Source organism: Amycolatopsis sp. NPDC021455, assembly GCF_040640995.1.
GTDB lineage: Bacteria > Actinomycetota > Actinomycetes > Mycobacteriales > Pseudonocardiaceae > Amycolatopsis.
Genome location: NZ_JBFACT010000020.1, coordinates 26298 through 38541, shown reverse-complemented (window position 1 = coordinate 38541; position 12244 = coordinate 26298). Strand labels below are relative to the sequence as shown.

The 12244-nt window shown below is 70.3% G+C and carries 8 protein-coding genes and 5 tRNA genes; 4 read left to right on the top strand and 9 right to left on the bottom strand.

The genetic code is table 11. From position 1 onward, the window contains the following. Positions 1-27 precede the first annotated feature (27 nt). The 9 genes from AB0G28_RS22850 to AB0G28_RS22810 form a co-directional block, all read right to left on the bottom strand. Positions 28-306, bottom strand: coding sequence for a hypothetical protein (locus AB0G28_RS22850; protein WP_361092172.1), 279 nt, complete (start codon positions 304-306; stop codon positions 28-30). Positions 307-1013: 707 nt separating this feature from the next. Further along, complete coding sequence (locus tag AB0G28_RS22845) at positions 1014-1238, bottom strand: hypothetical protein (protein WP_361092169.1); 225 nt, start codon at positions 1236-1238, stop codon at positions 1014-1016. A 201-nt stretch (positions 1239-1439) separates the two neighbouring features. After that, positions 1440-2306: an alpha/beta hydrolase gene (locus tag AB0G28_RS22840; RefSeq protein ID WP_361092166.1), complete on the bottom strand. Its 867-nt coding sequence runs from the start codon at positions 2304-2306 to the stop codon at positions 1440-1442. 64 nt (positions 2307-2370) lie between these two features. Further along, the gene (locus tag AB0G28_RS22835) at positions 2371-4653 is read right to left on the bottom strand and encodes a hypothetical protein (RefSeq protein WP_361092163.1); all 2283 of its coding nucleotides are present in this window, start codon (positions 4651-4653) and stop codon (positions 2371-2373) included. 110 nt (positions 4654-4763) lie between these two features. Next, positions 4764-4837: transfer RNA gene (locus tag AB0G28_RS22830), tRNA-Cys, on the bottom strand. A 153-nt stretch (positions 4838-4990) separates the two neighbouring features. Further along, positions 4991-5064, bottom strand: a tRNA-Leu gene (locus AB0G28_RS22825). A 1-nt stretch (position 5065) separates the two neighbouring features. Next, positions 5066-5137: transfer RNA gene (locus AB0G28_RS22820), tRNA-Glu, on the bottom strand. 1 nt (position 5138) lies between these two features. Then, a tRNA-Arg gene (locus AB0G28_RS22815) sits at positions 5139-5215 on the bottom strand. A 484-nt stretch (positions 5216-5699) separates the two neighbouring features. Then, positions 5700-5772 (bottom strand) — tRNA-Thr (locus tag AB0G28_RS22810). Between the two features lie 180 nt (positions 5773-5952). On the opposite strand from AB0G28_RS22810, the gene AB0G28_RS22805 reads away from it, so the two are divergent. From AB0G28_RS22805 to AB0G28_RS22790, 4 genes are all read left to right on the top strand, one after another. Then, on the top strand, positions 5953-7455 hold the full coding sequence (locus tag AB0G28_RS22805; RefSeq protein WP_361092160.1) for a threonine/serine exporter family protein: 1503 nt from the start codon (positions 5953-5955) through the stop codon (positions 7453-7455). Between the two features lie 82 nt (positions 7456-7537). Continuing rightward, positions 7538-8980 carry a trehalose-6-phosphate synthase gene (locus AB0G28_RS22800; RefSeq protein WP_361092157.1) on the top strand — a complete coding sequence of 481 codons (1443 nt, stop codon included), beginning with the start codon at positions 7538-7540 and terminating at the stop codon, positions 8978-8980. Positions 8981-9013: 33 nt separating this feature from the next. Next, on the top strand, positions 9014-11548 hold the full coding sequence (otsB, locus tag AB0G28_RS22795) for a trehalose-phosphatase (RefSeq protein ID WP_361092154.1): 2535 nt from the start codon (positions 9014-9016) through the stop codon (positions 11546-11548). An 87-nt stretch (positions 11549-11635) separates the two neighbouring features. Then, positions 11636-12163, top strand: a complete 528-nt coding sequence (locus tag AB0G28_RS22790) for a hypothetical protein (protein WP_361092151.1) — start codon at positions 11636-11638, stop codon at positions 12161-12163. Positions 12164-12244: the final 81 nt, after the last annotated feature.

Sequence of the window (12244 nt, the reverse complement as noted above, 5' to 3'; positions counted from 1 at the left end):
TCTCCTTTTCGTGGGGCAGAATCGTGCTCACCGGAAGGTGATCTCGAGATCTTTCAACTTGTCGTCCGGATGCGTTCGGCAATAGCCCAGCAGGTCACTCCGGTACCGCGGGGCGACGATGCGGCCCGCCGCGTCGACGCGGTCACGCGCGGGAGACCCCCATCGGGCGGCCAGGTCCAGCTGCTGGGTTTCCCCGAGACCGGCGTATTCCTGGCAGGTCACGTCTAACGGGTCGGCCGTGCAGGCGGCGGCGCCCCCACCGGTCAGCGTGATCACGATCGCGACGAGCAGAATCCTCGCGTTCATCGTTCCTCGAATCTTCGGGCGGCTTCAGGAATGGACGCCGCATTCATGAGGACCAGTCGCGACCACGGCGAAATCCGTTGCAACGCACCCCGCGTTGTCTCGCTTCTGTCGCGTGGGACACCCACCGCGTAGCTCGCCGTCGTGGTTCTCACCTGCGAAAAACCAGTCAAAAACACGACACTTCCCGGCCACCCGGCCGCCGGTGGTAGCGAAGCCCCACGTCGTACCGATCAACGCCGGAGAAGCCGAATCGGTCGTGAGGTCGCCGTTATGACTACGCATTGAGTTCCGAAGACCGCGGTCGCCGTCGGCTTCCAGCCGGCGGCAGACCGCCCGGAAGCACGGTCTCCGCTCGCGCCACCGAGCCGTGAGCGACCGCCCGGGTTTCCGGGTCCGGCCGTTTCCTGCAACAGGAAACGCCTTGTCGAGTCACATTACCGGCGCGCACCATCAAGGTATTCCGCGAACACCGCGGACCCGTCGAACCCCGGCAATCGGGGAAACCTTGAGGAGCCCGCCATGATGGTCGTCTGTTCTGTTTCCGCCCTCGTCCGCACGGCTCTGTTCATCGTCGCGCTCGCGCTGGTCGCCGGCCTGGCCCTAGCCGGACCTGCCGCACCGGCGTCCACGCCCGGCTCCGGCCGAACGGTGTCCACCACGGAACCCGTTGAGCACTGAGGGATCGTCGTGAACCCCGCGATGAACCGTCAGGCCGGTTGTCCGGGCCTCAGGTGCTCGATCAGCCGGGCCGGCTGGTCGGCGTACTGCCGCACGAACTCCGGCGAAGCCGGATCCTTGCCCGTCAGGCCCTCGACCACGTTCGGCAGCGTCACCAGCGCCATCGCGGCGGCCATCAGCAGCACCTTCAGGCTCGCCGGGTCGCCACGGCCCAGCAGCCGCCCGTCGGCCTTCATCGCCGTGATCTGGTCCATCGATCCCGCCAGCGCTGGGTCCGCGCCGTGTGGTCCGGATCCGGCTCGGCGCCCTCGTACTCCAGAACGGACCAAGCCACCAGGCGCATGCCTTCGCGGCCCGTCGTTCCGTCCGACGCGTGCCGCCCAGCGCGGACTCGCCGGTGCCGAGCTCCCGCTGGATGGTGGGCAGCGCCACCGCCACACCTCAGCAGAGGAGGGTCAGCCTCCCAGAACCTCCCGCAGTTTCGCCGCGAAGGCTTCCGGCTGCCCGGCATAACCGAACTCACCACCGAGGAAACCCCCATGGTGGCTCGGAAACACCGTCGCTTCCTGCCCGAGCAGCGCGGCGGTCGCCAGCGCCGTGCGCCCGGTGAAGACCTCTCGCGACTCCTCGCCGACAGCGATCACGACACGCGTCGGCGCCTCCGTCAACGCCGCCACGTCGAGCTCGTAATCCGTCACCGCCAGCGACCTTTCCGACAGCAGCGGGTCGTCGCGGCGGCCGTCGTCTTCGGTTGGCAGTCCGAACTGGGCCGGGTCCGCCGGTGGGAGCGCGAAGTAGTCCTCGGTGAACTCGCCCTTCCACGCCCCCAGCTGCATGAACGCCGCCATCCCGGCGCTGAACCCGCGGGCCTGGTACGCGTCCCGCATCGCCTTGCTCGCGCGTTCGGCCGCCGCGGCGTCGGGGAGCGTCTTGACCAGCGGTGGCTCGTGGGCGACCAGGGTCGTCACGTCGCCGGGGTGGGCGGTCACCAGCGCGAGCCCGGCGATCGCGCCCCCGCTGCTGCCGAACACGTCGACCGGGCCGGCGCCGAGTGCCTGGATCACCGCGTGGATGTCCTCCGCCTGGACGGCGGGCACGTGGTCGTCCCGCCCGTCCTTGCGGACGCTGCGCCCGAGCCCGCGCGGGTCGTAGGTGACCACGGTCCGCTCCGGGAAGTACGACGCCAGCGTGCCGAACCCCTCGGCCGTCATCGGCTGCCCGATCATCAGCAGCGACGGCCGCGGGCTCTCGGCGGGCGCCGGCCCGTGGACGTCGTAGACGATGTCGGCTTCGGGCGTTTCCAGCGTGTGCGTCGTGGCCATCGTTTCCTCCCCGGTTCCGGACTCCCCACGGAGACTAGACCGGACCACCGACAGTTTCCGGTGGTCACGACCCGAGGGCCACTCCTTCGAGGACCGCCTTGACGCCGCTCAGGCCGGGCACCTGCACCGGAACCGTCGTGTAGTAGGGGTAGTTGAAGACGCCCTGCCCCAGGGCGAACGAGGAGTTGTCGCCCCAGCCCCAGACCGTGCCGTCCGCGCGGACCGCGTAACCGCCGCCGCCGAAGAACCCGATGGCCTTGGCGTCGGTCAGGTCGCGCACCTGGACCGGAACCGCCGAGGAGCAGCCCGGGCCGGGGTTGACGCAGTCGAAGCCGTTGCCCAGCTGGCCCTTCCGGTTGTCACCCCAGGCGAAGACCGTGCCGTCGGTCCGCAGAGCGTAGGCATTCGACCAGTTGCCGACGACGGCGGAGACGCCCGTCAGCCCCGGCACCGCCACCGGCGTGCGGGACACGCAGCTCGAGGTCGTGCACGCGACGCCGTTGCCCAGCTGGCTGTAGGTGTTGTCGCCCCAGGCCCACACCGTGCCGTCGGTCTTGATCGCGTAACCGCTGTAGCCGTCCCCGCTGCTGATGGCCTTGACGCCGGTCAAGCCGGAGACACGCACGGGCACGGCGGAACTCGCCGCGGTGGAGCCGTTGCCCAGCTCGCCACGGGTGTTGCTGCCCCAGGCCCAAACGGTGCCATCGGACTTCAGCGCGTACGCGGTGTCCCGCGCGGCGGCGATGGCGGTGACCCCGGTGAGCCCGGCGACCTGCACCGGCGCGTCGGCGTTCTGCCCCCACTGCCACACGGTGCCGTCGGAGCGCCGCGCGTAGCCCTGGTTGTGACCGGCCGCGATCGCCGTGACCGACGTGAGGCCCACGACCGGCACCGGTGCGGCCGAGGTGCCGCTCGACGACCACCCGTTGCCCAGCTCACCGGTCCAGTTGTAGCCCCAGGCGCGCACGGTTCCGTCGGCGCCGAGGGCGTACCCGTGGGAAGCCCAGCCCGCGACGGCGACGACGCCGCTCAAGCCCGCCATCGGCTTCGGGACCACGACGTATCCATCGCCCTGCCGCCACGAGTAGCTGCCCCACGCCGACACGCACCCGGCCTGGCAGTCGGCCGGCGGCAGGGTGAAGTAGCCGGAAAGGTCGGCCGTCACGTCGACCGAGCCGGCGCGGTTGTGGACGTAGACCGCGCGCGTCTGGTCGTAGGGGGTGCTCGCGGCCGGGCCGACGGGCGACACGAGGGGCGCGGCCGCCACCGAGATGGTCTGTCCGGGCGTGAGGGTCAGGGTCGGGTCCGGCTGGTTCTCCGAATTGCGGTCCCACGCGGTGACGGCGGTGTTCGCGGTCGCCGAGTAGCCGGTCAGGTTCAGGACGACGGCGAGCGCGTTCGACGGGATCGACGGCTGCAGCCAGTACGAGAGGTCGCTGTTCGCGCCGATCTTCCTGGGCTTGCCGTCCGTGGTGCCGAGCCCGGTGCGCGTGTCCAGCACCCGCTCCGGGGCGACCGGCGTGAACAGGGCTCCGTAGTCGGTGGCGTAGAAGCCGGCCAGCGCCACGTACGTGCTCACGTTGCCGGCGAGGTTGTACAGGTCGATCGACCGGTCCGCGCCGATCTTGACGGTGACCAGGTTCGAGCCCTGGCCGCCGGGGTACGCGGCGACGTTGGCCATGGTCGGCCGCGGGGTGCTGTGCGGGAAGACCGTGACGTAGGTGGCCGCGGTCGGCTCGGTCAGCGTCAGGGTGAGGGTCACGGCGGTGGCCGTCGCGGGGACCCGGTCCGCCAGGCTCAGCTTGGTGGTGACGCCGGCACCGATCTGGGCGAGCGGCAGCCCCGACTGGCTCAGCGGCGTGTACCGCGAGCCGGGATCGGTCGAGTAGTAGCCGACGATGCTGGCGATGAGGTGGGTGGAGCCGGCCTCGTTGTAGAAGTCCAGCGTCCGGTCCGCGCCGGCCTGCACGGTGACCTGGTTGGAGCGTCGCTTGCCGGCCTGCACCAGCAGGTTCGGGAGGGCCGGCCGGGCCTGGCCGTGTGGGAACACCGTGATAGCGGTGTCGGCGGTCGGGCTCTCCGCCCAGAGGTTGAGCACGACGGCGGTGCTGTTCGCGGGCGCGAGCGCGGCCGCGCTGCCCGTCACGGTGGTCTTGGCGCCCACGGCCCCGACCGGGATGCCGACCCCGCGAACGGTGTCGAGGAAGCGCGTCGGCTGGACGGCGGTGAAGCTCGACGGCGGCGAGCTGAGCGCGGCCGCGGTGGCGGTGAAGCCGGTGACGAGCGAAGCGAGCGTGAAGAGCGCGGCGGCCAGGGCGACGGTCACCGACGAGCGTGCTGTGCGCATGATTCCCCCAAAGAACGCCCGGTCACGGGCCCGGACGGGACTCTATGCCGGTTCACAGTGGACGGATAGCGTCCGTTCGGCTTACCGCGGTATGCGCACAGTGGAGCCGGTGGAGACCCGCCCGGGAGTCGAACCCGGTAGCAGCGGCTTTGCAGGCCGCCCCATGACCGTCATGACACGGGTCGTGGCGTCGCGCGCCGTGGTGTCGATCCACGTCGGCGGGGCTTATGAGGCCTCGCTGGCTGCCGAACCGCGCGCGTGAGTGGCCGACCGGACTCGCACCGGCTTCGCCCGGGGCCACAGCCCGGGGCCTCGTCTCCTTCGGCATCGGCCACGGTGCCCCTGCCAGGATTCGAACCTGGACTGGACGCGTTCTGAGCGCGTTGCCTCTTCCAATTGGGCTACGGGGGCGTAGCGCGTCCGGGAGTCGAACCCGGGTCTCCCGAGTGAGAACCGGGGATCCGTACCGCTGGACCAACGCGCCGTGGTGCCCCCGCCAGGACTCGAACCTGGGACCCGCGGCTTCGGAAGCCGCTGCTCTGTCCTGCTGAGCTACGGAGGCGCACCCGCGTCGCCCGCACTTTCGCGGCCGAGACAGGCGCAGGGAAATGAAGTTTTCAAAGAGCACCGGCGGAAGGAGTCGAACCCTCGGGCCGCGGTTTTGGAGGCCGCGCCGCTTCCGAAGCACGCCGATAAGAAAATGGCACAACAAAAAAACCGCCCGGCTCGGTTTCCCGATGGGCGGCTCCCTGGCATGACGGGCTAGGTCATGGCGGGAAGCCGTGTCGCCGCAGGTGGAGACACATGAGTTCGCACGGCGCGACGGTGGCGGTGTGCCACGCCTCTCGCCTCAGCATGTGCGTCATGGTCTCTCCTCGGTTCGTTCGTGTGGAACCATCATCGGGCACTGACGCCGCAAGGTCAATGCATTTATGCGCGCCGGTGACCACCCGGCCTATTCGGCAGCAATTCTTCGTGAGCTCGGCAGCTGTCCGCCCACGGGGATACCGGAAGTCGGCCGCCCGGGAAGGGCGGCCGGTGACGAGAGCCGCCAAGGGGGCTCGAACCCCTGACCTTCTGTTTACAAGACAGATGCTCTACCAGCTGAGCTATAGCGGCCTGGCGCCGGAGCGCCCGCACCCAGTGTATCGGGCCGCCTTCCATGATCCGCTCGGGAGGCAGGATCGCCTGGTCGCGGCCACTATGGAGCGACGTGGTGGACGCCACTCCATGATCCATGCAACGGTCGGCGGGTACCCGTCGATGGTCCGGTGGAGAGAACGAGGAGGTGGATGGATCATGAAGATCAACGAGCGCACCAACGGGGGCACCGTGACCAGATGGCCCCTCCTCGAACCTCCCGAAACACCGAAGCCGCGAGCCCACCGTCCCAACCTCCTCAAGCGACGCCCGTGGCACGTCCTCGAAGCTCCGACCGGCGAGCTGCCCGCCGTCGACGCCGAAGAGGCGATGGGTCCGAACCTGCCCGACGAGGCCACCGTCAACTTCGTGCTCGACCTCTCCCTGCGGATCGGCGAAGTGCAGATGGCCAGCGGTGCCGGCGCTTCCGACGTCACCGCGACGATCCTCGCCATCGCCGGGGCGCTCGGGCTGCCGCACTGCGAGGTCGACGTCATCTTCACGTCGATCACCGTGACCTGTCACCGCGGCACCGACCTGACGCCGATCACCGCGCTGCGCGTCGTGCGCAGCCGGAGCCTCGACTACACGCGGCTGACCGAGACCGAGAAGCTCGTCCGCAAGATCGTCCGCGGGCACATGGGGGCCGAGCAGGCGCAGACCGAGCTCGAGCGGATCACGTCGGCGCCGCACCCGTACCCGCGCTGGGTCGCGACGCTGTCCTGGGGCGGGGTCGCCGCGTTCGTCACCATCCTGCTCGGCGGCGGGTTCGACATCGCGCTCGTCGCCTTCGTCATCAGCGGCGTCATCGACCGGGTCGGCCGGGTCGTGAACCGCTACGGGCTGCCGTTCTTCTTCCAGCAGGTGGTCGGTGGCCTGGTCGCGACGCTGTCGGCCATGGTCATCGTCAGCAGCAACGTCCTGACCACCGACAAGCCGACACTGGTGGTCGCGGCCGCGGTCACCGTGCTGCTGTCCGGGCTGTCGACCGTCTCGGCGGTGCAGGACGCCATCACCGGCTACAACGTCACCGCCGCCGGCCGCACCATGGAGACGGCGCTGATGTCGGCGGGCCTGATCGCCGGGGTCGTGCTGGCGCTGCGGATCGCCGTCATGCTCGGCCTGCCGCGCACGCCGCTGCCCGAGGTGACCGGGTCGACGCCGCAGCAGCTGCCGCTCGTCGTGCTCGGCGGGGCCGGCGCCTCCGCCTGCTTCGCGCTCGCGAGCTACTCCAAGATGCGCGCGATGCTGGTCGCCGCGGCGGCCGGGGGCATCGGCGCCGCCGTCTACGGCTCGCTCATGCTGGCCAAGCTCGACGGCGTCAGCTCGTCGGCCGTGGCCGCGACGCTGGTCGGGTTCTGCGGTGGCGTGCTCGCGCGGCGACTCGGCGTCACCCCGCTGGTGGTCGCCGTGTCCGGGATCACTCCCCTGCTTCCGGGCCTGTCGACCTACCGTGGTCTGTACCGGATCGGCGTCGAGCCGGGCGGCGACATCTCCACGCTCATGACGGCCGTCGCGATCGGGCTTGCCCTGGCAGCGGGCGTGGTACTCGGGGAATGGCTCGCTCAGCCGGTGCGCACCGGGCTGGGCAGGCTCGAACGGCGGTTCGCCGGACCACGCATGGCCGGTCCGCTCGAACCGACGGAACGGAGCTTGGAGTAACCCAGAGGTCACGGGCTGTTCATCGCTCACGCGATAGGGTTTCACTCTGGGGCCGCGACCCAGGACGCGAGGAGCAGCAGCTGTGAGTGACCAGAAGGAGAACACGAACCAGGCCGATTTCGTCGTGGTGGCGAACCGGCTTCCGGTGGACCTCGAACGCACGGCGGACGGCGAACGCCGCTGGACGGCCAGCCCGGGCGGGCTCGTCTCCGCCCTCGAGCCGTTCCTGCGCTCGAGGAAGGGCGCCTGGGTGGGCTGGCCGGGCATCCCCGACGTCGACGTGGAGGAGTTCGACGACGACGGGCTCGTGCTGCACCCGGTCTCGTTGAGCGCCGACGAAGTCCGCGACTACTACGAAGGTTTCTCCAACGCGACGCTCTGGCCGCTCTACCACGACGTCGTCGAGCGCCCGGTGTTCGACCGGGCGTGGTGGAACAGCTACGTCAAGGTCAACCGCCGGTTCGCGCAGGCCAGCGCCGACGTCGCCGCCCCGGGCGCGACCGTCTGGATCCAGGACTACCAGCTCCAGCTGGTGCCGGCGATGCTGCGGGAGCTGAGACCGGACCTGCGCATCGGCTTCTTCCTGCACATCCCGTTCCCGCCGGTCGAGCTGTTCATGCAGATGCCGTGGCGCGCGGCGATCATCCGCGGCCTGACCGGCGCCGACCTCGTCGGCTTCCACCGCCCGGGCGGGGCGCAGAACTTCCTGTGGCTGTGCCGCCAGCTGATCGGCCTCGAGTCGACGCGCGGCGCGGTCGGCGTGCGGTCGCGGCCGGGCACCATGCAGGTCGGCGACCGGACCGTCCGCGTCGGGGCCTTCCCCATCTCCATCGACGCCGCCGGCCTCGACAACCTCGCCCGCACCAAGGGTGTCCAGGAGCGGGCCGCGCAGCTGCGGCGCGACCTCGGCAACCCCAAGACGGTCCTGCTCGGCGTCGACCGCCTCGACTACACCAAGGGCATCGACCTGCGGCTGCAGGCCCTGCACGAACTGCTGCACGAGGGCAGGCTGCAGCCGGACGACGTCACGTTCGTCCAGCTCGCCACCCCGAGCCGGGAGCGTGTCGAGCACTACCAGCGGATGCGCGGCGAAATCGAGCAGATGGTGGGCCGGATCAACGGCGAGTTCGCCCGCGTCGGCCACCCGGTCGTGCACTATTTGCACCAATCCGTGGACCGCACCGAGCTGGCCGGCTTCTTCTCGGCCGCGGACGTCATGGTCGTGACGCCCCTGCGTGACGGCATGAACCTCGTGTGCAAGGAGTACGTCGCCGCCCGGCACGACCTGGGCGGAGCGCTCGTGCTCAGCGAGTTCGCCGGCGCGGCCGCGGAGCTCTCTAGCGCATTCCTCGTGAACCCCCACGACCTGGACGGGGTGAAGGACGCTCTGGTGGCTGCCATTACCCTCGACCCGGCAGAGGGCCGTCGCCGGATGCGCGCCATGCGTCGCCAGGTCCTCACGCACGATGTCGATCGTTGGGCGCGCTCTTTCCTACAGGCGTTGGGTGCCGAAGCGGTCGATTGACCCGAACGACCACGCACGAGCTCCTGAGGAGGAGTGTTGACTGCCGAGGCCCTGCCCGCCGAGTTGCGGCGCGCGATCGTGCAGATCGCCCGTACTCCGCGTCTGCTGGTCGCCTGCGACTACGACGGCACGCTGGCACCCATCACGCTGAACCCGGACGAGGCACGGCCGCTGCCGGAGTCCGTCGGCGCCCTCAGATCGCTCGCCGGTCTGCACGAGACCACCACCGCGGTCATCTCCGGCCGCGCGCTGCGTGACCTCGCCACGCTCTCGCGGCTGCCGTCCGAGGTGAACCTCGTCGGCAGCCACGGCTCGGAGTTCGACATCGGCTTCATCCACGCCCTCGACGAGAAGGCGCGGGAGCTGCACCGGCGGCTGGAGTCGGAGCTCGAACAACTCGTGCTGGACGTCCCGGGCGTGTCGCTCGAGGTCAAGCCGGCCAGCATCGCGGTGCACGTGCGCCGAGCCGAGCACGAGGCGGGCCGCCGCGTCCTGGCCGCCGTGCACTCGGGTCCCTCGAAGTGGGAGGGCGTCTCGACCACCGACGGCAAGGAGGTCGTCGAGCTCGCGGTCGTCCAGACGGACAAGGGCCGCGCGCTGGACATCCTGCGCCACCAGGTCGGCGCGACGGCGGCGATCTTCCTCGGCGACGACGTCACCGACGAGAAGGCCTTCGCGCGCCTGTCCGGCCCGGACCTGGGCATCAAGGTCGGCGACGGCGAGACCCTCGCCGGGTTCCGCGTGCCCGACACCGTGGACGTCGCGCTGGTCCTCGGCTTCCTCCTGGAGGAGCGCCGCAACTGGCTCTACGGCGAGTCGGCGCCGCCGATCGAGCGGCTGTCGATGCTGGCCAACGAGCGCTCGGTCGCGCTGCTGACGCCGGACGCCAAGCTGACCTGGCTGTGCCACCCCGGCCCGGACGCGCCCGCGGTGTTCGCGGACCTGCTCGGCGGCGAAGGCGCCGGGCACTTCTCCATCAAGCCGCACCGCAACGGCCTCCCGCTCGGCCAGCGCTACCTGCCGAACACGATGACGGTCGAGACGCGGTGGTCGCGCCTGCTCGTCACGGACTACCTCGAGCCGGAAAGCGCTCCACATCGGACGGACCTGGTCCGCGTCATCTCCGGCGAGGCGGCGGCGTCCGTGAAGTTCGCGCCGCGCCCCGAGTTCGGTGGTGTGCCGGTGAAGCTGGAAGTCACCGAAGGCGGCGTGCGGGTCCTCGGCACGTCGGAGCCGTTCGTGCTGTACTCGCCGGGCGTCGAGTGGACCATCACCTCCGACGGCCTGCACGACACCGCGACCGCGCTCGTGCAGCCGACGCCGACCCAGCCGGTCGTGCTCGAGCTGCGTTGCGGCACCACGGACCTCGGCCCGCACGAACTGTCCGAAGTGGAGCGACGCGACCGCGCGGGCCGCTACTGGAGCGAGTGGACGTCGAAGCTGCAGCTGCCGAAGGTGCAGACCGACCTGGTGCTGCGCTCGGCGCTGACGCTGCGCGGCCTGGTCAACACCGACACCGGCGGCGTGCTGGCGGCGGCGACGTCGTCGCTGCCGGAGGAGATCGGCGGCGTCCGCAACTGGGACTACCGCTACTGCTGGATCCGCGACGCCGCGATGACCGTGCGGGAGCTCGTGCACCTCGGTTCGCTCGAAGAGGCCGAGGGCTACCTGCGCTGGCTGCACGGCGTGCTCGCCACGCTGGCCGGCCCGGAGCGCCTGCACCCGCTGTACACCTTGGCGGGCAGCGTCATCGGCGCCGAGGCGGTCATCGAGTCGCTGCCCGGTTATGCCGGTTCCCGCCCGGTTCGCGTCGGCAACCTGGCGAACCACCAGGTGCAGCTGGACGTCTTCGGCCCGGTCGTCGAGCTGGTCGGCACGCTGGCCACGGCCCGCGGCGAGCTGCGCGACGAGGACTGGCAGATGGTCCGCGCGATGGCGGAAGCCGTGACGCGACGCTGGAACGAGCCGGACCACGGGATCTGGGAGGAGCGGCACGTGCCGCGCCACCGGGTCTACTCGCGGGTCATGTGCTGGGTGACGATCGACCGCGCGATCAAGCTCGGGCAGCAGTACGGCCGGGAGATCCCCGGCAGCTGGCCGGGCCTGCGCGACGAGATCAAGACCGACGTCCTCACCCACGGCTGGAACGACGAGGTCCAGGCGTTCACCACGGCCTACGACGGCACGGACCTGGACGCGGCGTCGCTGTTCGTCGGGCTCACCGGGCTGATCGACCCGGCCGACGAGCGGTTCCAGCAGACGGTGACCGCGATCGAGGCGGAGCTGCGCAGTGGGTCCACTGTGTACCGTTACCGCCGCGACGACGGCCTGCCGGGCGGCGAGGGCGGCTTCCACATCTGCGCGGCGTGGCTGATCGAGGCGTACCTGCTCACCGGGCGGCGCACCGAGGCGCAGGAGCTGTTCGACCAGATCGTCGCGGCGGCCGGCCCGACGGGCCTGCTGCCGGAGCAGTACGACCCGATCGCGGAACGCTCCCTCGGCAACCACCCGCAGGCGTATTCGCACATCGGGCTGATCCGCTGCGCCAACTTGCTGGCGGCCAGTTAGCCCTTTCGGTCTGAATCTTCGTGAAGGCCACCTTGAGGAACTTCAAGTTCCTTATGGTGGCCTTCACGGCTTTCGGAGGTGAGGTGGGTGCAGGGGACGTTCGGGCAGGTCGAGTTCGTGCCGCTGCCGCCCCGGTTCGCCGACCGGGTGCGCTGGGGGTCGGTGGTCGTCGGGTGTTCGATGGTCGCCGGGATGGTGCTGCTGTTCGGGCTCACCACGTACCTGCAGGGCATCGTCCACGGCCACGCGCTCCCGGACACCCTGCTCGGCAAGGCCGCGGCGGTGCTGCCGCCGCTGGGCGTGCTCGCGCTGGCCGTGCTGGTGCTGACGTGCCGCCGGTGCCTGCGCGGCAACTACCTCGTGGTGGCCAGCGCCGTGGCGACCCGGAACGCGCTCGTGTTCACGTACGTGCTGACGCTCGTGCTGATTCTCGGGTCCTTCGCCGTGCCGATCGTGTTCCAGGTGTGGAACGACGCGCCGGAGCTGCAGGCCCCGGACCTGCTCACGACGTTCTCGACGCTCGCCTTCGCCACCATGGGTTTCCTGGCGGGGATGGTCTACGTGCGGCCGTCGATGCGGACGCTGCGGAAGTTCAGCGACCACCCGATCTGGTAGGTCCACTTTAGACAAGTCATAGCCGGGCACCGGCCCGCCGAGCGTGCACAGATTTCTTTGCACAATTTCCTTTGCATGGCT

What these genes read in the sequence shown, in the direction of transcription:
- AB0G28_RS22835 (WP_361092163.1), bottom strand. Translation starts at nt 4,653, where the DNA reads ATGCGCACAGCACGCTCGTCGGTGACCGTCGCCCTGGCCGCCGCGCTC.
- AB0G28_RS22845 (WP_361092169.1), bottom strand. Translation starts at nt 1,238, where the DNA reads ATGGACCAGATCACGGCGATGAAGGCCGACGGGCGGCTGCTGGGCCGT.
- AB0G28_RS22840 (WP_361092166.1), bottom strand. Translation starts at nt 2,306, where the DNA reads ATGGCCACGACGCACACGCTGGAAACGCCCGAAGCCGACATCGTCTAC.
- AB0G28_RS22805 (WP_361092160.1), top strand. Translation starts at nt 5,953, where the DNA reads ATGAAGATCAACGAGCGCACCAACGGGGGCACCGTGACCAGATGGCCC.
- AB0G28_RS22850 (WP_361092172.1), bottom strand. Translation starts at nt 306, where the DNA reads ATGAACGCGAGGATTCTGCTCGTCGCGATCGTGATCACGCTGACCGGT.